Source organism: Streptomyces sp. SP18BB07, assembly GCF_036322545.1.
Classification (GTDB): Bacteria; Actinomycetota; Actinomycetes; order Streptomycetales; family Streptomycetaceae; genus Streptomyces; species Streptomyces deccanensis.
Genome location: NZ_JAQYWT010000224.1, coordinates 26,246 through 47,244, shown reverse-complemented (window position 1 = coordinate 47,244; position 20,999 = coordinate 26,246). Strand labels below are relative to the sequence as shown.

General features: G+C 71.0%; 20 protein-coding genes. 6 read left to right on the top strand and 14 right to left on the bottom strand.

Annotated features, from left to right (window positions below; genetic code table 11):
* The first annotated feature begins 131 nt into the window (after nt 1-131).
* Nucleotides 132-581, top strand: a complete 450-nt coding sequence (locus PUR53_RS05955; protein WP_329907618.1) for a DUF4259 domain-containing protein — start codon at nt 132-134, stop codon at nt 579-581.
* On the opposite strand, the gene PUR53_RS05950 is transcribed toward PUR53_RS05955, so the two are convergent.
* The gene (locus PUR53_RS05950) at nt 547-1,383 is read right to left on the bottom strand and encodes a LysR family transcriptional regulator (RefSeq protein WP_329907617.1); all 837 of its coding nucleotides are present in this window, start codon (nt 1,381-1,383) and stop codon (nt 547-549) included. The genes PUR53_RS05955 and PUR53_RS05950 overlap by 35 nt on opposite strands.
* Nucleotides 1,384-1,479: 96 nt before the next feature.
* Between PUR53_RS05950 and PUR53_RS05945 the strand changes: the two genes are divergently transcribed.
* Together PUR53_RS05945 and PUR53_RS05940 are read left to right on the top strand one after the other, a co-directional pair.
* Nucleotides 1,480-1,974 (top strand): cupin domain-containing protein, encoded by a 495-nt coding sequence (locus PUR53_RS05945; protein WP_329896074.1) that lies wholly within the window; start codon nt 1,480-1,482, stop codon nt 1,972-1,974.
* 63 nt (nt 1,975-2,037) lie between these two features.
* A complete protein-coding gene (locus PUR53_RS05940) occupies nt 2,038-2,397 on the top strand; it encodes a DoxX family protein (protein ID WP_329896075.1) in 360 nt (119 codons plus the stop codon).
* Between the two features lie 111 nt (nt 2,398-2,508).
* On the opposite strand, the gene PUR53_RS05935 is transcribed toward PUR53_RS05940, so the two are convergent.
* From PUR53_RS05935 to PUR53_RS05900, 8 genes are all read right to left on the bottom strand, one after another.
* Nucleotides 2,509-3,180: a response regulator transcription factor gene (locus PUR53_RS05935; RefSeq protein ID WP_329896076.1), complete on the bottom strand. Its 672-nt coding sequence runs from the start codon at nt 3,178-3,180 to the stop codon at nt 2,509-2,511.
* Between the two features lie 16 nt (nt 3,181-3,196).
* Nucleotides 3,197-4,360, bottom strand: a complete 1,164-nt coding sequence (locus PUR53_RS05930) for a sensor histidine kinase (RefSeq protein WP_329907615.1) — start codon at nt 4,358-4,360, stop codon at nt 3,197-3,199.
* A 106-nt stretch (nt 4,361-4,466) separates the two neighbouring features.
* Nucleotides 4,467-6,719 carry an MMPL family transporter gene (locus tag PUR53_RS05925; RefSeq protein ID WP_329907613.1) on the bottom strand — a complete coding sequence of 751 codons (2,253 nt, stop codon included), beginning with the start codon at nt 6,717-6,719 and terminating at the stop codon, nt 4,467-4,469.
* Between the two features lie 142 nt (nt 6,720-6,861).
* Nucleotides 6,862-8,379, bottom strand: a complete 1,518-nt coding sequence (locus PUR53_RS05920; protein WP_329907611.1) for a sensor histidine kinase — start codon at nt 8,377-8,379, stop codon at nt 6,862-6,864.
* Nucleotides 8,376-9,080 (bottom strand): response regulator transcription factor, encoded by a 705-nt coding sequence (locus PUR53_RS05915; protein ID WP_329896080.1) that lies wholly within the window; start codon nt 9,078-9,080, stop codon nt 8,376-8,378. Before PUR53_RS05915 ends, PUR53_RS05920 begins: the two co-directional genes overlap by 4 nt.
* A 48-nt stretch (nt 9,081-9,128) precedes the next feature.
* On the bottom strand, nt 9,129-9,857 hold the full coding sequence (locus tag PUR53_RS05910) for an ABC transporter permease (protein WP_329896081.1): 729 nt from the start codon (nt 9,855-9,857) through the stop codon (nt 9,129-9,131).
* 149 nt (nt 9,858-10,006) lie between these two features.
* Complete coding sequence (locus PUR53_RS05905; RefSeq protein ID WP_329907610.1) at nt 10,007-10,921, bottom strand: ABC transporter ATP-binding protein; 915 nt, start codon at nt 10,919-10,921, stop codon at nt 10,007-10,009.
* 204 nt (nt 10,922-11,125) lie between these two features.
* Nucleotides 11,126-11,935, bottom strand: a complete 810-nt coding sequence (locus PUR53_RS05900; protein WP_329907609.1) for a rhomboid family intramembrane serine protease — start codon at nt 11,933-11,935, stop codon at nt 11,126-11,128.
* A 123-nt stretch (nt 11,936-12,058) separates the two neighbouring features.
* Here PUR53_RS05900 and PUR53_RS05895 point away from each other — a divergent pair, with 123 nt between their 5' ends.
* Entirely contained in the window at nt 12,059-12,406 is a 348-nt protein-coding gene (locus PUR53_RS05895; protein WP_239757965.1) for a hypothetical protein, read from the top strand.
* A 111-nt stretch (nt 12,407-12,517) separates the two neighbouring features.
* Here the strand turns inward: PUR53_RS05895 and PUR53_RS05890 are convergent, their stop codons facing one another.
* On the bottom strand, nt 12,518-13,921 hold the full coding sequence (locus PUR53_RS05890; protein ID WP_329907607.1) for an FAD-dependent oxidoreductase: 1,404 nt from the start codon (nt 13,919-13,921) through the stop codon (nt 12,518-12,520).
* A gap of 55 nt (nt 13,922-13,976) precedes the next feature.
* Nucleotides 13,977-14,966: a DUF4349 domain-containing protein gene (locus PUR53_RS05885; protein ID WP_329907606.1), complete on the bottom strand. Its 990-nt coding sequence runs from the start codon at nt 14,964-14,966 to the stop codon at nt 13,977-13,979.
* Between the two features lie 194 nt (nt 14,967-15,160).
* Between PUR53_RS05885 and hemG the strand changes: the two genes are divergently transcribed.
* Nucleotides 15,161-16,663: a protoporphyrinogen oxidase gene (hemG, locus tag PUR53_RS05880; RefSeq protein WP_329896086.1), complete on the top strand. Its 1,503-nt coding sequence runs from the start codon at nt 15,161-15,163 to the stop codon at nt 16,661-16,663.
* Nucleotides 16,664-16,668: 5 nt separating this feature from the next.
* A complete protein-coding gene (hemQ, locus tag PUR53_RS05875; protein ID WP_033529407.1) occupies nt 16,669-17,400 on the top strand; it encodes a hydrogen peroxide-dependent heme synthase in 732 nt (243 codons plus the stop codon).
* A gap of 32 nt (nt 17,401-17,432) precedes the next feature.
* On the opposite strand, the gene PUR53_RS05870 is transcribed toward hemQ, so the two are convergent.
* The 3 genes from PUR53_RS05870 to PUR53_RS05860 form a co-directional block, all read right to left on the bottom strand.
* The gene (locus PUR53_RS05870) at nt 17,433-19,049 is read right to left on the bottom strand and encodes an alpha/beta hydrolase (RefSeq protein WP_329907604.1); all 1,617 of its coding nucleotides are present in this window, start codon (nt 19,047-19,049) and stop codon (nt 17,433-17,435) included.
* A 90-nt stretch (nt 19,050-19,139) separates the two neighbouring features.
* The gene (locus tag PUR53_RS05865; RefSeq protein ID WP_329896088.1) at nt 19,140-19,907 is read right to left on the bottom strand and encodes a TIGR04222 domain-containing membrane protein; all 768 of its coding nucleotides are present in this window, start codon (nt 19,905-19,907) and stop codon (nt 19,140-19,142) included.
* A 189-nt stretch (nt 19,908-20,096) separates the two neighbouring features.
* On the bottom strand, nt 20,097-20,888 hold the full coding sequence (locus PUR53_RS05860) for a DUF4142 domain-containing protein (RefSeq protein ID WP_329907603.1): 792 nt from the start codon (nt 20,886-20,888) through the stop codon (nt 20,097-20,099).
* Nucleotides 20,889-20,999: the final 111 nt, after the last annotated feature.

Genomic DNA, 20,999 nt, shown 5'->3' with positions numbered 1-20,999 from the left:
CCCGAGCGCCAGAGGTTCGGACGCGCCGGCTTCGCACTGCTCCGCGAGCGGGTCCTCCTCGCCCCGTGAACCGACGTCAGTGGCTCCTGGAACCATGCCTTCGTCCGAGACGGCCGTATCAGGAGCCATGCATGGGAACGTGGGGAACCGGTCCGTTCGACAGCGACCTCGCCGCAGACTTCGTCGATGAACTTGGGGGACTCGCCCACCAGCAGGTCATCGACGTGCTGGAGCGGGCGTTCCGGCGAGTCACCGACTCGGGAGAACGTGTCGATGGCGGAGACGGGGCCGAAGCCGTTGCCGCCGGCGCTCTCGTCGCCGGCACCCTCCCTGGCAGCCCCATCGTGATCGACCCCGATGACTGCCCCCGGGAACCGCTGCCCGAACTGCCGGCCCCGCTTCGCGCGTCGGCGAGACTCGCACTGGACCGGGTTCTCCGGGACGGATCAGAGATGGCAACCGGCTGGGTGGACAGCGCCGACACCGACCAGTGGCGCCACGAAGTACGACAGATCCTCCAAGCACTCGCAGCACGGGCGCCGGTGCTCAGTGGCGGTACGCGGCTGTCGCGATCTCGATGAAGGATCGGATCAACGGGTTGGTGTCACCTTCGTTCCACACCGCCACCACTCGGCTCGGCGCCATGTCGATCAGCGGTACCACAGCCAACTCCGCAGGCAGGTCGTGTCCGAGCGGGGCCAGGCCGACCGTGCCGTTCCACAGCACGGCCTGCTGGCATTCCTGGACGGCACGCACCACTGGACCCTCGCGCGGCCTGCCGCCGTTCCAGTACGACTGCCAGATGGGGTCGGTTCCCTGCGGGAACTGGAACCAGCGGCGGTCGCTCAGGTCGACCAGCCGCAACCGGTCACGGAGGGCCAGCGGGTCATCGGTGCGCAGGACCACGCCGACCGGATCGGACCGCAACACACGCACCGTCAGGGCCGTCTCGTCGAACGGCGCTCGAGTCAAGGCGACGTCGACGAGCCCGGCGCGCAGCCCACACGTCGGGTCGGCCAGGTCGGTGTCACGGATGCGGATGTCGATGCCGGGGTGGCGTCGACGGTAGGCGGCGGCCAGCCTGGTCACTCCCGGGTCGGTGCCGTCACCCAGGATGCCGACGGTGATGGTCGCGACGCCGACCGCCGCGCTCACGCGTACACGGACGCGATCGGCATGGTCGAGCAGGGCTCGCGCCTCGTCGAGCAGCACCGTGCCCACCGGAGTGAGCGTGACGCCGGCAGGCGAGCGGGCGAACAGCAGGGCCCCGACATCGGCCTCCAACTGCTTGATCGCCCGGCTCAGCGGCGGCTGACTCATATGCAGTCGCACGGCGGCCCGGCCGAAGTGGAGTTCCTCGGCGACTGCCACGAAATAACGCAAGGCCCTTAGCTCCACGCTGCAACGATACCCGCGAGGTATCGGCGCTGCGGGATGGGTCTTGGACACCGGCAGGGCCCCGAAGGTGCACTCGTGAGCATGACCGAAGAAGCCAAGACCAGCGAGCCGCAGGCCGACCCCGCCGTATCCGTGGTGGGTCCCGGCGACGGCGAGACCATCATTCTGGGCACCACGCGCATGCGCGTCCTGGAAGACGGCAGCCATACCGGGCACCGCCTCGCGATCGCCGAGTCCGTCCTCGCCCCGCACACCCAGGGACCGCCGCAACACCGTCACGCCCGACACGACGAGGGCTTCTACATCCTCTCCGGCACCGTGCGGTTCACCGTCAGGGACGACGACTACGACGCCACCGCGGGCACGCTCGTGATGGTTCCGCCCGGTACCCCGCACACCTTCGCCAACGTGACCGACCAACCCGCCGTCATGCTCAGCACATTCACCCCGGACCTGTACGTGCAGTACTTCCGAGACCTCCAGGACGTGCTCGCCGACGGCCGGCCGCTGACGCCACAGGCCAACATCGGCGCGATGAGCCGCTACGCGACCGAGCCCGCCACCGGCCGCACCTGAAGCTCTTCCGGCAATCGACGCATCGACCGCTCCCCGAAAACCTGTGGCCCATGAACGGGAACTATGAACATCGCCTATTGGACCGTCGCGGGACCTCTCGCCCTCTTCTACTTCTACGCGGGCGCGGTGAAGGTGATCCGCAGCCGCGATCAACTCCGACCGATGATGGCCTGGGTCGACCGCGTACCGTTGCCCGCCGTAAGGGCGCTGGGGACGGTCGAAGCACTCGGCGCGATCGGGCTGATCCTTCCGCCGCTGACCGGCATCGCTCCCTCGCTGGCGCCGGCCGCGGCCATCGGCTTCCTGCTCCTGCAGATCGGCGCAGTCGCCGTCCACCTGACCGGCGATGACCGCCGCATCACACTCAACGTCGGGCTCATCGCCACCGCGGCCGTGACCATCTGGCTGGCCACCGGGCTGTGATCGAGCACGGTTCTCGACCGTCGCCGAGAGCGACATAACGGCGGCGGTCAGGGCTGCCACGGGGACTTGGCAGCGTCCCTGGGCAGTGAAGAGCACCGGCCCCACTGCCTGTCACCGCGGCGGTTGCACCAGGCCGGACTGGTAGGCGAAGGCGACGAGCTGTGCACGATCGCGGGCGCCCGTCTTGGCTTTGGCCCGCTGGACGTGGGTGCGGACGGTCAGGGGGCTGAGGAACAGTGCGGCGGCGATCTCGTCGTTGGATTTGCCCTCCGCGACCACGGCCAGCACCTCGCGCTCTCGCGGAGTGAGGCTGCTGAATCGCTCGGGGTCGCGGGCGCCGGAGCTGGGCACGGGAAGGGCGAGAAAGCGGGTGATCAGTGAGCGGGTGGCTACGGGTGACAGCAAGGCGTCACCGGAAGCGACCGTGCGGATGCCGTCGAGGAAGGCATCGGCAGTGGTGCTCTTGCCTAGGAAGCCGCTCGCACCCAGGCGCAGGGCCTCGGCGACGTGCTCGTCGGTCTGGAACGTGGTGAGGATGAGCACGCGGGTGTCCTGCAGCTCGGGCTGGTCGCAGATGGCGGCGGTCGCAGCCAGTCCGTCGGTGCCGGGCATGCGGATGTCCATCAGAACGACGTCCGGGCGGTGGATGCCGGCGAGCGTGATGGCCTGCCGCCCGTCGCCGGCCTCGGCGACGACCTCCATGTCGTCACAGGAGTCGATCAGCACCTGGAAGGTCGCTCGCAGCAGGGCCTGGTCGTCGGCGATCAGTACGCGGATCGTCATGGAGGTTGCTCTCTGGTCAGACACTGATGGGAAGTTCGGCCGTGACGGCGAAGCCGCCTTCCGGGCGGCGCCCCGCACGGAGGCGGCCCCCGGCGGCCTGAGCGCGCTCTCGCATACCGATGAGCCCGAAGCCTCCGCCGGGTGTGCGCGGGGGCGCGATCGGACTGCTGTCGTTGCTCACGGTGATCGTCAACTGTTCCTGGGCGTAGGCGAGGTGGACCTGTGCCGTGTTCACCGCGGCGTGTTTGGCAACGTTGGTCAGCGCTTCCTGCACGATGCGGAAGGCGGTCAGGTCCACCCCGGCCGACAGGGGCTTCACGGGGCCTTCGACAGCGATCGTGATGTGCAGTGCGGCGGCGCCGAAGGCGGCGACCAGGTCAGGAAGCCGGTCAAGTCCAGGTGCGGGGTTCAGCGATTCCTCGGCGGTCTCCGGCTGGCGCAACAGGCCCACGGTTGCCTCGAGTTCACGCAGCGCTGCCGTGGTCGTGCCGGTGAGTTCGGTGAGGATGCGGCCGGTCTGCGCGGGATGAGTGGAGAACAGGTGGGCGGCTGTGCCGGCTTGGGCGTTGGCCAGGGCCATGTGGTGGGCCACGACGTCGTGCAGCTCCCGGGCGATGCGGACGCGTTCTTCGGTGACACGGCGTTGTGCTTCTTCGTAGCGGGTGCGTTCGGCGTCCTCGGCACGGGTGCGGACGGTGTCCATGTACGCGCGGCGCGCTCGCACCGCCAATCCGTGCAGGATGGGCAGCAGGATCCAGAAGGCCAGGCTCACCGCTTCGTTCGCCCAGGGCTCGTCCTCGGCATCCCAGCGCAGGGCGGTGGGCACGAGGATGACAGCGACCAGGAGACCGTGGATTCGGATGGCTTGCTGGGAGACCTGGAGAGTCAGTTCGTACAGGGCGACGATGACCGGGAGCAGCAGGAGGGGCCCGAAGGTGCTGCCCTGGGCGCCTGCGACGGCGGTGCCGAGGGTGGTGAGGACGACAACGGTGCCGGGGCGTCGGCGGCGCGCCGACAGGCTCGTACAGGTGACTGCCGCGAGGGCGAAGCCCGGCCACCACAGGGTGTGGTCGCCGGCCCGGCGGTACTGGTTGCTGGTGGCCGCATAGATCAACAGGAGGAAGGCCGCCTCGACCAGGCGGGGATGGCGATCGACGCGAAGTCGCAGGCGGGTGACCATGGTTTCTCCGAGCAGTACCGTGACCGTGGGCTGAAGAAGTGGACAGAGTGGGGGCCGGTCCGGGCCGCTCTGGGACTGGGGTGGAGCGGCCCGGTCGGCACGTGCGTCAGACCGTCACGGAGGCCCGTGGATCGTCGGCGGGCAGATCATTCGGCGCGGAGACCTGCTGGGTGAGTGCTTCGCCCTCGACGTCGACGCGGGGCATCAGCCGGTCCAGCCGGCGCGGCAGCCACCATGCCCGCTTGCCGAGGAGCGCCAGGACCGCGGGCACGAAGGCCATACGGACGACGAAGGCGTCGAAGAAGACGGCACTGGCCAGTCCGAAGCCGACCATCTTGACCAGGGATTCGCCGCCCGTCATGAACCCGCCGAACACCGCCATCATGATCAGCGCCGCGGCCCCCACAACCTGGGCGCTGTGCCGGAATCCGGTGACGATGGCCTGGCCGGGCCCTTCTCCGTGGATGTGCGCCTCCCGGATCCGGGAGACGAGGAAGACCTGATAGTCCATGGCGAGGCCGAAGACGATACCCACCAGGAAGATGGGCATGGTGCTCATGATCGGGCCGGTTTCGTCGACGCCGAAGAGGCCGGCTCCGTGGCCCTGTTGGAAGACCGTGACGATCGCGCCGAGGGCCGCGCCGACCGACAGCAGGAAGCCGAGCGCGGCCTTGAGCGGCACCAGGATCGAGCGGAAGACCAGGGCCAGGAGGAGGAAGGCGAGACCGACGACGACCGCGAGGTAGGGAATGAGGGCGTCCTGCATCTTCTGGCCCACGTCGATGTTCAGGGCGGTGGTGCCGGTGACCTTGAAGTCGGCGCCGGTGGTGGACTCCACCGCACCGCGCTCGCTGCGGATGGTGTGCACCAGGTCCTGCGTCTGCCGGCTGGTGGGTGCGGTCGAGGGGACAGCGGCGATCACCGCCGTGTCTTCGGCCTCGTTGAACCGTGCCGGGGAGACGGAGACGACTCCCTCGGTGCCGGCGAGCTTTTCGGAGACCGCCGTCACGGCCGCCTGCGGGTCCTTGGCCTCCTTGACGTCGACAACCACGGTCAGCGGGCCGTTGAAGCCCGGGCCGAAGCCCTCGGCGAGCGCGTCGTAGGCGCGGCGCTCGGTGGTCGCGGTCGACTTGGCCTCATCGCCGGGCATGCCCATCCGCAGGTCGAGCGACGGCACCGCGAGCGCCCCGAGGCCGATCACCGACAGGAGCAGGACGGGCAGCGGGCGGCGCACCACGAACTGCGCCCAGCGAACACCCCGGGGGGCCTTCGTGGTGGTGCCGGCCGTCCTGGTCCTGCCGACGAGGCTGAGGATCTTGGTGCCGGAGCGACGTCCGCCCTTGCGGTCTCGGCGCGAGAGCACCGCATTCGGCCAGAAGCCCAGGAGTGCCGGCACTGCGGTCAGGGCGATCAGGACTCCGACCATGACGGCGCCTGCCGAGCCGATACCCATCTTGCTGAGCATCGGGACGCCGATGACGGAGAGACCCAGCAAAGCGATGACGACGGTGAGGCCGGCGAAGACGACCGCGCTTCCGGCCGTGCCCACGGCCAGGGCCACCGCCTCCTGCGGCTGGTGTCCCTTGGCCCGCTCCTCCCGGTAGCGCGAGACCACGAACAGGGAGTAGTCGATGCCGACGGCGAGGCCGAGCATCATCGCCAGTTCACCGACCGTCGAGGAGAATCCGAAGGCACTGCTCAAAGCGGTGATTCCGGCCAGGCTGATGCCGACGCCGAGGATGGCGGTGAGCAGGGGGAGGCCGGCGGCGGCGAGTGAGCCGAAGGTGATCAGCAGAACCACCGCCGCGACGAGTACGCCGAGTACTTCACCCAGGCCCTGCGCGGCTTCGGTCTCCAGCGCGGAGCCGCCGACCTCGACGGTCAGGCCCGCGTCCCGGGCCCGCTCGACCGCCTTGGTCAGGTCCGTCCTGCTGGCGTCGGTGAGATCGTCGCCGGCGACCTTGTAGGTGACGGTGGCGTACGCGGTCGACCTGTCCTTGCTGACCGCGTTCGTGTCGAAGGGGCCGGCCGCGTCGGCGACCTGCGGCCCGTCGGCCACCGCCGTGACGAGTTCACCGATGGCCGACCGGCCGGCGGCGGAGGTGACCTGCCGGCCGTGTTCCGCGACGAACACGATGCGGGCCTGCGCACCGTCCGCTTCGGCGCCCGGGAACCGCTCATTGATCAGGTCGAATGCCTGCTGGGACTCGATGCCGGGCAGGGAGGACGAGTCCTCCGATGCCTCGGACGCGCTGGACGCCCCGAGGAATGAAGCAGCCAGTACGGCCACCCAGGCCAGCACCACGGTGCGGCGCCTTCGGAAGGCCCAGCGGCCCACCCGATGCAAGAAAGTCGCCATGAAAGACATCTCCGTATCTGGATATCGGGAACGTCATTCACCCTGCCGGGCGGCCGCATTCGGGTCGTCCGCCGTAGCGACGATCCCCCGTACTCAAAAACAAGTAGGGCTCGGCGGGGGTGCCGACGGGCTCGGGCGATCCTCAGGAATTGCCGACGGAGCTGTCGGAATGCAGCGGCAGCAGGACGCGGAACGTGGCGCCCTGCCCAGGCTGAGAGCACACCTCGACACGGCCTTGGTGAGCGGTCACCAAGGAGCGGACGATGGACAGGCCGAGTCCGGCACCGCCGGTCTGTGTGCGGCCGCGGGCGGTGTCGGCACGGTAGAAGCGGTCGAAGACGTGAGTGACCTGTTCGGCTGTCATCCCTGGTCCCTCATCGCTGAGTTCGAGGACGGCATGGTCCCGCAGAGTGCCGACGCCGATGCGTACCGGCGTGCCGGGCGGGGTGTGGGCGATGGCGTTGCCGACGAGGTTGGAGGTGACCTGTCGCAGGCGTGACTCGTTGCCCAGAACCGGGGCGCCACCGGGCGGGCCGCCGCCCGGGCCGGTCAGGGTGACGGGACGGTCGGGTGCCATGGCCCGCAGGTCGTGCAGGGCGTCGGCGGCCAGGGTGCGCAGGTCCATGGGAGTCAGGCGAAGGGTCAGACGCGCGTCAGCGGTGGCGTCTTCGTCGAGCCGGGCGAGCAGCAGCAGGTCCTCGACGATGCGGACCAGGCGGGCTGCTTCACGCTCGATACGGCTCATGGCAGCATCGACGTCCGCACGCTGGGGCATGCCGCCCATCCGGTACAGCTCGGTGAAGCCCTTGATCCCGAACAGCGGGGTGCGCAGTTCGTGGCTGGCGTCCGCGAGGAAGGTACGCATGCGCGCGTTGGTGGCAGCGCGGGCGGCGTCGCCGGCTTCGATGCGGTCCAGCATGCCGTTGAGGGCAGCGGACAACCGGCCCAGTTCTGTGCGCATGGTGGCCGGCTGTGGCACCCGGCTGGACAGGTCCCCGCCCGCGATGGCGGCTGCCGTTCTCTCGATGCGCCGCAGCGGCCGCAAGCCGGCCCGCACCGCGAACCAGGCGACGACGCCCAACCCGATGAGCACCACTGCATCGATCACCAGCATCCACACGCCCAGGTGCCGGATCGTCGTATGGACCGGAGCCAGAGAACCGGCCACGACGACACTGCCGCCCTTGCCCGCCTCGACGTCCTGACCCGGGATCAAAGGAGTTGCGATGACGCGCCACTCGTCGCCGTCGCCCTTGGCCGCCACCTGGAACGGGCGCTGTTCGCGGGCCGCGACCGCCGCTGCGTCCAGGGCGGGAAGACGTGGGGAGCTGTGCACAGCCGGACGCAGCGTACGGCGCAGTCGGCCCTGGGAATCGAGGTAGACGACGTAGACGTCACCCGTCAGGTCGCGCTCCACCGCCTCGCGCAGCTCCGGTGCCGTCGCACCGGGCACGTCTTCCAGGTTCGACAGCCGCGCCGCCGTCGCGGCAGCGGCGCGCAGCCGGTCTTCCAGCTGGTGCACCAGTTGCCGCTCCAGCAGGGTGACGAGTACGGCGTTGCCGGCCAGCAGGGCGGTGACGACCAGCAGCAGCGTGATGGCCACGACCCGCCCGCGCAGCGACATCCGGCTGATCAGCCCGCGCGGTGAAGCGGCACTCATGCGCGGGACCTGCGCAGAACGTAGCCGGTCCCGCGCACCGTGTGGATCAGCTTCGGTTCTGCGATGTCGATCTTGCGGCGCAGGTAGCTGATGTAGGACGCGACGATGGAGTCGTCACCGTCGAAGTCGTAGTGCCAGACCTGGTCCAGAAGCTGATGCCTGGACAGCACCTGGCCGGCGTTTTCCATCAGTACGCGCAGCAGACTGAACTCGGTCGGAGACAGTTGCACCGGCCGGCCGCCGAGGGTCACCTGGTGGCTGTCGGGATCGAGCTCCAGGTCGTCCACCACCAGGAGCCCATCGGGCCGACGGCCGCTGGTTCGGCGCAGCACGGCCTGGATGCGCAGGATGAGTTCCTCGAGGTTGAAGGGCTTGGTGACGTAGTCGTCCCCGCCTGCCCGCAGACCGCTGATGCGGTCCTCCGCCGCGTCCCGGGCGGTCAGAAAGAGGATCGGCGGCTGCCCGATTCCCGGACCGGAGGGGTTCGCACGCAGACGACGTGCCACCTCGAAGCCGTCTAGGTCGGGCAGCATCACATCCAGGACGATCAGGTCGGGTCGGTTGTCGCGGACCGCTTCCAGGGCCTGGCCTCCCGTCCGGGCAGGAGTCACCTCGAAGCCGGCCAGCCGCAGGCTGGCGGACAGCAGCTCACACAGCGTGGGCTCGTCCTCGACCAGCAGCAGTCGTTGTGTCGTCGCCATGGCACCTGTCCCCGCCCGATGATCTTCTGTCTTCACTGTCCCGCCCCGCTACGCGTCACGCTTACGGAAGACAATGAATGCCGCCGCCATCAGAACCGCCACGGACCCCACCATGACACCGACCCCTGCCCAGGGACTCAGCAAGTCGGGGTCCTGATAGCTGGTGATGATCTGCCCGCCTGCGATCGGCGGCCAGTACTTCGACACCCAGTCGCCCAGTCCTCCGGGCAGGGCCGGGGCGAACGCCTGAACAATCAGCATCACCCCGAACAGTGTGGTCACCGTTGCCGTCGTGGAGCGGATCACCGTGCCCAGAGCCAGTCCGAAGAGCCCGGCCAGTGCCAGGTACAGGCCACCACCAAAGATGCCGCGCAGTGCCACGCCGTCGGAGAGCGCCAGGTGCGGAGCGCCCGCCCCGGACAGCGACGCCTGCCCGACCAGGAACCCGGCCAGCGACACCGCGATCCCGACCGGGAGCGCCACGCCCACCAGCACCACAGCCTTGGAAGCCAGCACCCGCGCCCGGTGCGGAACCCCGATCAAGGTGGGGACGATCGTTCGCGCGCCGTACTCGGAAGTGATGACCAGACCGCCCAGCAGACCGAGCGCGATCTGCGCCAGCAGGTAACCGCGCAGGCTGGTGGCCAGCGGGTCGAACGAAGCCTGGTCCGCGGCGCTCAGGTCCGCGAACTCATTGCCTGCGGACGAGCTGTTCAGCGCGGCGAGTCCGAGGCAGAACGCCAGGGTGCCCAGGATCACGTACAACGTCGACCGCATCGTACGAATCTTGATCCACTCGGCGTGCAGGCAGTGCCGGAAAGTCGCCTTCCCACCCCGCGCACGACGCGGTTGGGGCTGAAGTCGGAGCACGAGCGGGCTTCGGCGGGCTTTCGTCGCCCTGGCAACGACTTGCGCAGGGGGGCGTGTCATCGGTTCGTCTCCATCTCCGACTGGTATTCCACCGCATCCCGGGTCAGGTCCATGAACGCCTTTTCCAGCGACACCTGGCGCGGAGCAAGCTCGTGCAGCTCCACTCCGTTGGCCGACGCCAGCGCGCCGATCTCGGCGGCCTCCAGGCCGGTCACCACCAGAGCGTCGCTGCTCTCGGTCCGCACCTGAACGGCTGCGCTGAGCATGCTGCGCAGTTCCTCGGCCCGGGGGCTGCGGACAAAGACCTCGCGCTCGGAGTGAGCCTCGATGAAGTCCTTCATCGTGGTGTCGGCGATCAGCCGTCCCCTGCCGATGACGATGAGGTGGTCAGCGGTCAGTTCCATCTCGCTCATCAGATGACTGGACATCAAAACCGCGCGTCCTTCGGCCGCCATCCTCCGCATCAGCGAGCGGATCCACACGATGCCCTCCGGGTCCAGCCCATTGAGCGGCTCGTCGAAGACCAGCACCGGTGGATCACCCAGCAGGGCCGCCGCGATCCCCAGCCGCTGACGCATGCCGAGGGAGAACGTCCCCGCACGCCGGCGGCTCACGTTCTCCAAGCCGACTTCCGCCAGCACCGCCTTGACCCGGCTGCTCGGAATCCCATTGCCGGCCGCCAGCGCCAGCAGATGGTGATAGGCGGTGCGGCTGGGCAGCACCGCGCCTGGATCCAGGAGCGCCCCGACCTCCTTCAGCGGCGTGGGCTGCGCGACGTACGGCCGCCCAGCCACAGTCGCAGTCCCGGAACTGGCGGCGTCCAGGCCCACGATCATCCGCAGGGTGGTCGACTTGCCGGCACCATTGGGCCCCAGGAACCCCGTCACTTCCCCGGGCCGGACAGCGAACGTCAGATCGTCCACGGCCAGGACCTCGCCATAGCGTTTCGACAGGCCACGTACTTCGATCATCAGGACTCCAGACCGGCGGTGGTGCACACGACCTCGCGTGCACCACTCACTGTCCGCCGCCGCCGTGAACCGGATCTGGACGAACATGAACGTCTCATGGGAATGCCAAGCCTGTGACCTGGGAAGACTCGGCATGCTGCACCGGGGAGCCCTCTGACTCACATGAAACTCACATCGCCTTACGTCGAGTCGGCGCCGCCGTTCTCACCATCCCGGCCGTGCCCGCCTCCCGAACAGCAGCCCCCGAGGCTCAGGAGGCGGTGGAGTGCCGGGCCGCAGGGGCCAGGCGAGGAGCATGCCGGCGACGAAGCCGACGAGGTGGGCCGCGTACGCCACCGTGCCGACCTCGGAGACACCGTCGCCGGACGAGTACACGGCCTGCAGCACGAACCAGGAGCCCAGCACCAGCCAGGCGGGCAGTCTCAGCGGCAGGAAGAGCAGGAGCGGTACGAGGATCCAGACCCTGGCCTTCGGGTAGAGGACGAGATACGCGCCGAGGACGCCGGCGATCGCCCCGGACGCGCCGATCAGGGGCTCCCCGGAGTCGGCGTTGAGGAACGCGTAGCCGTACGACGCCGCGTACCCGCACGCCCCGTAGAACAGCGCGAACCGTACGTGCCCCAGCCGGTCCTCGATGTTGTTGCCGAAGATCAGCAGGAACAGCATGTTCCCCAGCAGGTGCAGCCAGCCGCCGTGCAGGAACAGCGCGGTGAGGACGGACAGCGCGGGCGACTTGTCGTAGCCCGGCGGGCCCAGCGCGCAGCCGCCCGACGGGGCGAGTTCGCCGGTGGGCACCAGCCGCGGCAGCTGATGGCGGATCAACTCCTGGGGTATCGCCGCGTACTGCTCCAGGAACGCCTGTGTGTGGCACAGCCGGACCGCCGCGCTGTCGCCCGGCACGGAGCCGGCGAGTCCCGGCATGAAGACGAAGACGAAGACGTTCGCGGCGATGAGTGCGTAGGTCACGTAGGGCGTGCGGCGCACGGGGTTCACGTCATGGACGGGGATGACCACACCGGACTTGTGCCCGCGATACGGGGCCGGAATCAGGCAGGTCGGTGGCCGGTGAACGTACGGGGCGGGTGGTGCGTATGACTTCTCAACCGCGGATCTACGTATCTACGTGAGGAACAGGCGATGAACGACCGAGTTGCCCCGGCGATGCACGCCACCCCGGATGGTGAGGCCGAGATCTCGTTGGTGGTGCGGCTGCCCTGGGAGGACGTGGCCGCGCTCGGCCAGGAGGCGGGGCGGCTGGCCGCGCGGATGCAGCGGCCGGTGACCCTGGACGAGGCCGTGAGCCATCGGTTGCGGTCGGCGCGGCCGGCGGCGGCCCACGCGAAGCCGACCGCCGCGCCTACGACGCCGCCCGCGGTGACGTCCGCGATGCCGTCGGCCGCGTCGGTGTCCTCGCTGCCGTCGCGGCCGCCGACGGAGCAGGCTCGGCAGGCCATCGATCGGATCACCGGTACGTCAGCCGTTTAGCGGGGGTCGCCGTGGGGGTGCTGTGCGTTGCCGGGTGCGGGTGCGTCGTGGCTGGTCGCGCAGTTCCCCGCGCCCCTGGAGGCCGCGCCCCTGGGTTCACAGGCGCCCGATTCATGCGGCGCCCGACCTCACCGCCGCCGTCGCCTTTCTCGCCGCGACCAGGATCGGGTCCCAGACCGGGGAGAAGGGTGGGGCGTAGCCGAGGTCCAGGGCCGTCATCTGTTCCACCGTCATGCCCGCGGTGAGGGCCACCGCCGCGATGTCGACGCGCTTGCCCGCGCCCTCCCGGCCGACGATCTGGACACCGAGGAGGCGGCCGGTGCGGCGTTCGGCGAGCATCTTCACGGTCATGGGGGCGGCGCCGGGGTAGTAGCCCGCGCGGCTCGTGGACTCGACGGTGACGGTGACGTACTGCAGGCCGGCCCGGTCGGCGTCCTTCTCGCGCAGGCCGGTGCGGGCGATCTCCAGGTTGCAGACCTTGCTGACGGCGGTGCCGACGACACCGGGGAACGTGGCGTAGCCGCCGCCGACGTTGGCGCCGATGATCTGGCCGTGCTTGTTGGCGTGGGTGCCGAGCGGGATGTGCCGCTCGCGGCCCGTGACCAGGTCGAGGACCTCGACGCAGTCGCCGCCGGCCCAGATGTTCGCGTGACCCCGGACGCGCATCGCGAGATCGGTGAGCAGGCCGCCGTGGTCGCCCACGGGCAGCCCCGCCGCGCGCGCCAGCTCCGTCTCCGGGCGGACGCCGATGCCCAGCACCACCACGTCCGCCGGGTACTCGGCGTTGTCGGTGGCGACCGCGCGGACGCGGCCGTCGTCGCCGGTGCGCAGGGCGGTGACCTCGGCGTCGTCGACCATGGTGATGCCCATGCCCTCCATGGCCTTGTGCACCAGCCGGCCCATGTCCGGGTCCAGCGTGGACATCGGCTCCTTGCCGCGGTTGACGACCGTGACCTCGTACCCCCGGTTGATGAGCGCCTCGGCCATCTCCACGCCGATGTATCCCGCGCCGACGACCACCGCGCGGCGGCCTCGCGTCGCGGTCAGCGTGTCCAGCAGGGCCTGGCCGTCGTCCAGGGTCTGCACACCGTGCACCCCGGCCGCGTCGACGCCGGGCAGGTCGGGGCGGATCGGGCGGGCGCCGGTCGCGATGACCAGCTTGTCGTACGCGGTCCAGGACTCGGTGCCCGCGTCGAGGTCCCGCGCACGGACGCGGGAGCCCTCGACGTCGATCTCCACGACCTCCGTACGCATCCGGAGGTCGATGTCCCGGGCCCGGTGCTCCTCCGGCGAGCGGGCGATGAGGTGGTCCCGCTCGGGGACGTCGCCGCCCACCCAGTAGGGGATGCCGCACGCCGAGAAGGAGGTGAAGTGGCCCCGTTCGAACGCCACGATCTCCAGGGCGTCGGGGCCCTTCAGCCGACGGGCCTGCGACGCGGCGGACATGCCCGCCGCGTCGCCCCCGACGATCACCAGGCGTTCCCTCGAACGTTCTTCAGCGCGGCTCGTGTTCATGGGAACACGCTACGGGGGCCCGTCACCCGGGTCCGCGTCACTCCCGCTCCTGCCGTCACTCCCGCCCCTGCTCCTCCTGCTCCTTCTCGTCCGGCGCGGAGGCCGGGAGCGAAGCGGCGGCTCCCGCCGTCGCCGGCGCGGGCCGGCGGGTGCGGGTGAGGCGGTACCAGACGAGCAGCACGAGCGCCGTCGCCACGGCGAAGGGGAGGACCGCGGCGAGCGCCAGGCCCAGCCAGCGGAAGACGGCGACGAACGCGCCCCAGCCGCCCGCCAGCGCGTCCATGAAGCCGGGGTCGTCGTCCTCGGCGGCCTTCTTCACCGCGGTCTCGGAGAGGGACAGCGTGATGGTGGCCAGGCTGGTGCGGTCCTTCAGGGACTTCTGCTGGGCGAGCAGGGACTCCAGGTCGGCCTGACGCGTGCTCAGCTCGCCCTCCAGGGTGACCACGTCGCCGAGCTTGGTCGCCCGGTCCATCAGCTCGCGGATGCGGGCCACACTCGCCTGCTGCGTCTTGATACGGCTCTCCACGTCGACGACCTGGTCCGTGACGTCCTCGGCCTTCGTCTTCCGCTCGATCAGCTTGCCGGTGCCCTCCAGCTCGGTGAGGACCTCCTCGTACTTCTCGGCGGGCACCCGCAGGACGACCCGGGTGCGCTCGCGGTCCTGGCCGTCCCGGGTCGTGGACTCGCTGCCGACGAACCCGCCCGCGCCCGCGACGGCGGTGCGGGCCTCGTCCAGGGCCTTCGGCACATCCTTGACCCGCACGGTCAGGGTGGCCGTGCGGATGATGTGGCTCGGGCTGATGCTCGGCGGCGCGTCGGAGCCCTTGCCCTTGCCGGTGTAGCCGCTGTTGCCGCTCTCGTCGGCGAGGGCGCCCTCCTGCTGGGCCTTGCTGTCGCCGGCTCGGTCCCCGTCCGCGGCGCTCTTGGCCGAGTCGGTTGACGCGTCGCCGGCGCCGCAGCCCGTGACGGCCAGGGCGGCGGCGAGGAACAGGGCGGCCAGGGCCCCTGCGCGCCGCCGGGAACGTCGTACACGTGTTTCGGCCATTGCGGTGTCCCCCCGAGGGTCGAGAACTGCCTGTCTGCCTTGTTGACGGTCCTTTGACGCCGGAGCGGGCCGGAACGTTGGGCGGGGGCGGTCGCGAAGCGGTCACGGTCGGGACTCGGCGGGGCCACGGCGGCGGGGCCACGGCGGGCGGGACCGGCGCCATGACTGTGAGTGACGTCTGAGAGGCTGGAACCATGAGCGGATCACCTACGGACGTCGGGCGCGACGCCGGGCATGTCGTCGTCATCGGGGCCGGTATCGCGGGACTCGCCGCAGCGCACGGGCTGCTGGACCGGGGCGCGAGAGTGACCGTCCTGGAGGCCTCGGAGCGGGTCGGCGGCAAGCTGTTGCCGGGCGAGATCGCGGGTGTCCGCGTCGACCTCGGCGCCGAGTCGATCCTGGCCCGCCGGCCCGAGGCGGTCGACCTCGCCCGGCAGGTCGGCCTCGCCGACCGGCTCCAGCCGCCCGCCACCGCCACCGCCTCCCTCTGGACCCGGGGCGCCCTGCGCCCCATGCCCAAGGGCCACGTCATGGGTGTCCCCGGCACCGCGTCCGCCCTCGCCGGGGTCCTGTCCGACGAAGGGCTGGCCCGTATCGAGCGCGACGCCGACCTGCCGCGCACCGCGATCGGCGACGACGTGGCGGTGGGGGAGTACGTGGCCGCCCGCCTCGGCCGCGAGGTCGTCGACCGCCTGGTGGAGCCGCTGCTCGGCGGGGTCTACGCCGGCGACGCGTACCGCATCTCGATGCGCTCGGCCGTCCCGCAGCTCTTCGAGGTCGCGCGGACCCACACCTCCCTCACCGAGGCCGTCCGGGGCATCCAGGAGCGGGCGGCCGCCGCCGGACAGACCGGGCCGGTCTTTATGGGCATCGAGGGCGGTGTGGGGCGACTGCCGCTCGCCGTCGCCGAGTCGGTGCGGGCACGCGGCGCCGAGATCCTCACCCGCACCCCCGTCACGGAACTGCGCCGTCAGGCGGCGGGCGGCTGGCGCGTCGTCACCGGCGGCGCGGCCGACGCGGGGAGCGCCGAGGACGGCGACACCCGGGTCCTGCACGCCGACGCCGTCGTCGTGGCCGTCCCCGCCCCGGTCGCCGCCGGCCTGCTGCGGGCCGAGGCGCCCGAGGCCGCCACCGAGCTGGCGGCCGTCGAGTACGCCTCGATGGCCCTGGTCACCCTCGCCTACCGCCGCGCCGACGTCACCCTCCCCGACGGCAGCGGCTTCCTGGTGCCGCCGGTCGACGGCCGCACCATCAAGGCGTCCACCTTCGCCTCCCAGAAGTGGGGCTGGATCGCCGACGAGAACCCGGACCTGCTGGTCCTGCGCACGTCGGTCGGCCGGTACGGCGAGACGGCGATCCTGGAGCACGACGACGCCCACCTGGTGGAGGTGTCGAGAACCGACCTGCGCGAGGCCGTCGGTCTGTCCGCCGCCCCCCTGGAAACCCGCGTCACCCGCTGGGACGACGGCCTGCCGCAGTACCCGGTCGGCCACCACGCGCGCGTGGCCCGCCTCCGCGAGCACCTCGGCAAGTTGCCGGGCCTCGCGGTCTGCGGCGCGGCCTACGACGGCGTCGGCATCCCGGCATGCGTCGCGAGCGCCGCCGCCGCGGTCGACCAGATCCACGGTGACCTGCGCGCGGTGCGGCATCTCACCGCCCACCCGGTGCAGAGCCTGCACGGCGGAGCGGGAGAATGAGAGCCATGAGCGACGACGCCCCCACCACCGAGTCCGGCCGGATCCCGAACAAGGGCAAGCTGGCCAAGGACCTCAACGAGGTCATCCGTTACACGCTGTGGTCCGTCTTCCGGCTGAAGGACGTACTGCCGGAGGACCGCGCCGGTTACGCCGACGAGGTCCAGGAGCTGTTCGACCAGCTCGCCGCCAAGGACGTGACCATCCGCGGTACGTACGACGTGTCGGGCCTGCGCGCCGACGCCGACGTCATGATCTGGTGGCACGCCGAGACCAGCGACCAGCTCCAGGAGGCGTACAACCTCTTCCGCCGCACCCGGCTGGGCCGCGCGCTCACCCCGGTGTGGTCGAACATGGCGCTGCACCGCCCCGCCGAGTTCAACCGCTCGCACATCCCGGCGTTCCTCGCCGACGAGACGCCCCGTGACTACGTCAGCGTCTACCCCTTCGTGCGCTCCTACGACTGGTACCTGCTGCCCGACGAGGACCGCCGCCGGATGCTCGCCGACCACGGCAAGATGGCCCGCGGCTACCCGGACGTCCGGGCCAACACGGTCGCCTCCTTCTCGCTCGGCGACTACGAGTGGATCCTCGCCTTCGAGGCCGACGAGCTGTACCGCATCGTCGACCTCATGCGGCACCTGCGTGCCTCGGAGGCCCGCATGCACGTCCGCGAGGAGGTCCCGTTCTACACGGGCCGCCGCAAGTCGGTGGCCGAGCTGGTGGCAGGCCTGGCGTAAGCGCCCCCGAAGGGGCGCGGGGAACTGCGCGATCAACCGAGACGGGCCGCAGCCGCCTGACTGCGGGACCCGGCAGGACCTGATCGCGCAGTGCTGGGCCTCGGCTCCGGACGCGGCGCGCACGCGGCCCGCCGCTCCGGCACCCGCCCCTCCAACAGGTACGCCTCCAGGTACCCGTTGACGCACCTGTTCGTCCCACCCGCCACCCCGTGGTTCCCCGCGTCCCGCTCGGTCACCAGGACCGCCCCCCAGAGCCGCCGGTGCAGCTCGATCGCCCCGTCGTAGGGCGCCGCCGCGTCCCGCTCGGCCGCCAGGATCAGCGTCGGCGGCAGCTCACCGGGCCCGGTCCGCACATCGAGCGGCCGTTGCCGTGGGCCGCTCCAGTAGGCGCAGGGCAGGTTCGTCCACACGTTGTCCCACGTCTCGAAGGGCGCGGTCCGCGCGAGCCGGGTGTTGTCGCGGTCCCAGTCCTTCCACCGCGTCGGCCAGGGCGCGTCGTTGCACTCGACGGCCGTGTAGACGGCTTTGGCGTTCTCCTGCTCGACGGCGGCCTCCGGGGACGGGCCGGCGATCCGGACCAGCGGCTTCGGGTCGCCCTTCAGATACGCGGAGAGCGCCAGGGCGCGCTGCGGCCAGTGGTCGTCGTAGTAGGCGGCCTGGAGGAACGCGCCCTGCAACTGGCCCGGGCCCACCGTGCCGCCGGCGGGTCGGGCGGCCAGCCGCGCCGCCGCCCGCTCGTAGCTCCGCAGCACCTTGTCCGGGGTGTCGCCCAGCCCGTAGACCCGGTGGTGCCGGGCGGCCCAGGCCCGGAAGTCCGCCCAGCGCCCCTCGAACGCGGCGGACTGGTCGAGGTTGTTGCGGTACCAGATCTGCTCGGGCGCCGGGTTCACGACCGAGTCGAAGACCATCCGGCGTACGTGCGAGGGGAACAGGGCGGCGTACAGCGCCCCGATGTACGTCCCGTACGACGCCCCCATGAACGTCAGCCGTGGTTCGCCGAGCGCGGCCCGCAGAACGTCCAGGTCACGGGCGTTGTTGAGGGAGTGGTAGTGCCGCAGCGCGCTCCCGCCCCGCCGCGCGCAGTCCCGCGCGTAGGCCTTGGCGCGCGCGACGCGTTCCTTCTTGTACGACTCCGAGGGGTGCGTCGGCGCCGGGGCGGGCCCCCGGTGCAGTCGCTTCGGGTCCTGGCAGGACAGCGGCGCCGAGCGGCCGACCCCGCGCGGGGCGTAGCCGACGAGGTCGTAGGCGGCGCCGATGCGCTTCCAGTCCGGGAGGTAGCCGACGAGCGGGAAGTACATCCCGGAGGCGCCGGGACCGCCCGGGTTGAACACGAGCGCGCCCTGCCGGGCGACCTTCCTCCCCTTGGCGTCCTTGCCCTTGGCCTCGACGCGGCTGACGGTCAGTGAGATCTGCAGGCCGTAGGGCCGTGCGTAGTCGAGCGGCACCTTGACCGTTCCGCACCGCACCCCGTCCGGCAGCCCCTCCGCCACCGGGCACTTCCCGAACCGGATGCCCTCGTCGGCGGCCCGCTCGGCCGCGACGGCGACCGACTCCGCCGCCGTCCGGCTCATGTCCCCCTCGGCGGGCGCGGCACCGAGGCCACTCAGCACCACCGCCCCGACGGTCCCATAGAGAACGGCAGCCCGCATGGCGAATCCCTCCGAAGCACGACAGCGACAAAGGGATGTTTGGCGTTAAATAGGGCGAATGTAAAGGACTGTCGGGGAGTGTCGCCGTCGCTATCGCTGCTCGAACGCCGCCCGCAGCTCCGGAGACCCCACCGCCCCGACGCCCCAGACGGCCACGGAGACGAGGTCCGCCAGGTCGCCGCCGCCCCGGCCCGCGACGGTCCGCAGCACCCGCATCCCCTCCGGCGTCGCCCAGCGCGTACCCGGCTGCCGCTCGACCCGTGCGATGACCAGACAGCTGAGCGTCAGCACCAGCGGCAACGCGAACCACAGCGCGACCAGCACCCGGTGCTCGTCGAACCCCTGCGAGGGCAGCATCAACGCCAGCGCCCCGAGCCCGCAGACGCCCAGCGCGGCGCCCCGTACCTGGGTGACCGCGTCGGCCATGCCCGTGCGCGCGGCGTCGGGCACGGCCAGCCCCGCCGCGACGAGCCGGTCGGAGAGGCGGCGTACGGAGTCGGCGGTCGCGGCGGTCCGTCGTACGGGCGCTATCCGGGACTGTCCGCCGGGGCCTATCGCGCCGATCACGGAGCGCTCGATGTCGTCCCGTCCGTCCGGGTCCACCACCGTCACCCAGCCGGTGTGCGCGAGCAGGAGTCTGCGGTGGCCGGCCATGGAGACCAGGGTGAGGTCGGCGACGCGTGCCGGGCCGCCGGACAGGAACGCGGCCTCGTACAGCGTGAGCCGGTGGCAGTGGTGGGCGTGGTCGGCGTGGACGTCGGAGTCGGCCGCCGCCGCACGCAGCGAGGTGAGACAGAGGCGGGCACAGGACACGCCGGCGGCGGCCCAGGCCAGCAGGAGGAAGAGGACCCAGAGCATGGCGCGTTTCTATGCGCCGGCCCCGGGCCGCACCGTGCGATGTCCGTATTCCGCGGGGAAGGTGGCCGCTCTCTTCCGTTTGTTCGCCGTCGCGGTCCGCAATTGCCAGGACCCGGCGGGCGCGGGCGGGCGAGGGCCGGGCGGACGCGGGCGGGCGCGGGCGTAGGGGCCGGCCGGGGTCCGGCCCGCTCAGCCGTCGTCCACCGGGCCGTTGGCGGCCGGCGGCAGGGTGTAGGTCGGTGACGGGTCCGGCCGTGATGGGACGGGTGAGGGGGTCACCGGGACGGGGGACCCGGGGTCGTTCAACGGGGTCGGCGGTGCGGGGGAGTTGGTGAGGTGCGGGGCGCTCGCGGAGGCGGCGTCGCGGGCGATCGCGTCGTAGTCGACGAGCCCGGTGGCCTCCAGCACCTTGATGTGGTCCAGGACGGTGGTGTTGGCGTCCTCGGCGAGGTCACGGACCAGCGAGTTGCGGGTGGTGGCCCGGACCTGGGCGACGACGGAGAAGACCTTGCCGTGCGCGAGGCGCGCGATGTTGGCGAACTCGCGGTCGTAGGTCTCGCCCTGCGCCGCCGTCAGCGTGTCCAGCCACGCCTTCTGCTGGTCGCTCGGCTGGTTGGGCAGCGGCAGGGCGAGGCGCGCGGCGACATCGCGGACCCGCGCGTCGAGGAAGGTGTGCCCCTCGACGAGATGCTCCCCGGCGGTGCGTACGGCCAGGGTGGTGCCCTTGGTCTGTGCCTGCTGTCCGGCCGGCAGTTCCCACAGCCCCGCCAGCCTGACCTTGGTGACGAAGTCCCGGTCCAGGGCGGACAGCGGGCCGTACTGCGTCGTCACGGTGGACGCGTTGAGTACGCTCACGCCGGTGCCGGAGCGGTCCGCGTAGGACCAGATCGGGAAGAGCAACGCGACGAGCGTCGCAGTCAGTCCGGCGACGATGAGTCCTGTGCCACTGAACAGTCCCCCTCTGCCGTTGGTGGTTCGCATGGTGCCTCCTGCTTGCGGCACCGCACGCTAGTGCGCAACGGGTGCTGATTGGCCTACACACCGGCATGTTACTGCCCGGTCTACGCCAACTGCCGTATGAGGAGGAACGGT

Coding starts and splice junctions, on each gene's coding strand:
- PUR53_RS05955 (WP_329907618.1), top strand. CDS start 132: ATGGGAACGTGGGGAACCGGTCCGTTCGACAGCGACCTCGCCGCAGAC.
- PUR53_RS05945 (WP_329896074.1), top strand. CDS start 1,480: ATGACCGAAGAAGCCAAGACCAGCGAGCCGCAGGCCGACCCCGCCGTA.
- PUR53_RS05940 (WP_329896075.1), top strand. CDS start 2,038: ATGAACATCGCCTATTGGACCGTCGCGGGACCTCTCGCCCTCTTCTAC.
- PUR53_RS05935 (WP_329896076.1), bottom strand. CDS start 3,180: ATGACGATCCGCGTACTGATCGCCGACGACCAGGCCCTGCTGCGAGCG.
- PUR53_RS05930 (WP_329907615.1), bottom strand. CDS start 4,360: ATGGTCACCCGCCTGCGACTTCGCGTCGATCGCCATCCCCGCCTGGTC.
- PUR53_RS05925 (WP_329907613.1), bottom strand. CDS start 6,719: ATGGCGACTTTCTTGCATCGGGTGGGCCGCTGGGCCTTCCGAAGGCGC.
- PUR53_RS05920 (WP_329907611.1), bottom strand. CDS start 8,379: ATGAGTGCCGCTTCACCGCGCGGGCTGATCAGCCGGATGTCGCTGCGC.
- PUR53_RS05915 (WP_329896080.1), bottom strand. CDS start 9,080: ATGGCGACGACACAACGACTGCTGCTGGTCGAGGACGAGCCCACGCTG.
- PUR53_RS05910 (WP_329896081.1), bottom strand. CDS start 9,857: ATGCGGTCGACGTTGTACGTGATCCTGGGCACCCTGGCGTTCTGCCTC.
- PUR53_RS05905 (WP_329907610.1), bottom strand. CDS start 10,921: ATGATCGAAGTACGTGGCCTGTCGAAACGCTATGGCGAGGTCCTGGCC.
- PUR53_RS05895 (WP_239757965.1), top strand. CDS start 12,059: ATGAACGACCGAGTTGCCCCGGCGATGCACGCCACCCCGGATGGTGAG.
- PUR53_RS05890 (WP_329907607.1), bottom strand. CDS start 13,921: ATGAACACGAGCCGCGCTGAAGAACGTTCGAGGGAACGCCTGGTGATC.
- PUR53_RS05885 (WP_329907606.1), bottom strand. CDS start 14,966: ATGGCCGAAACACGTGTACGACGTTCCCGGCGGCGCGCAGGGGCCCTG.
- hemG (WP_329896086.1), top strand. CDS start 15,161: ATGAGCGGATCACCTACGGACGTCGGGCGCGACGCCGGGCATGTCGTC.
- hemQ (WP_033529407.1), top strand. CDS start 16,669: ATGAGCGACGACGCCCCCACCACCGAGTCCGGCCGGATCCCGAACAAG.
- PUR53_RS05870 (WP_329907604.1), bottom strand. CDS start 19,049: ATGCGGGCTGCCGTTCTCTATGGGACCGTCGGGGCGGTGGTGCTGAGT.
- PUR53_RS05865 (WP_329896088.1), bottom strand. CDS start 19,907: ATGCTCTGGGTCCTCTTCCTCCTGCTGGCCTGGGCCGCCGCCGGCGTG.
- PUR53_RS05860 (WP_329907603.1), bottom strand. CDS start 20,888: ATGCGAACCACCAACGGCAGAGGGGGACTGTTCAGTGGCACAGGACTC.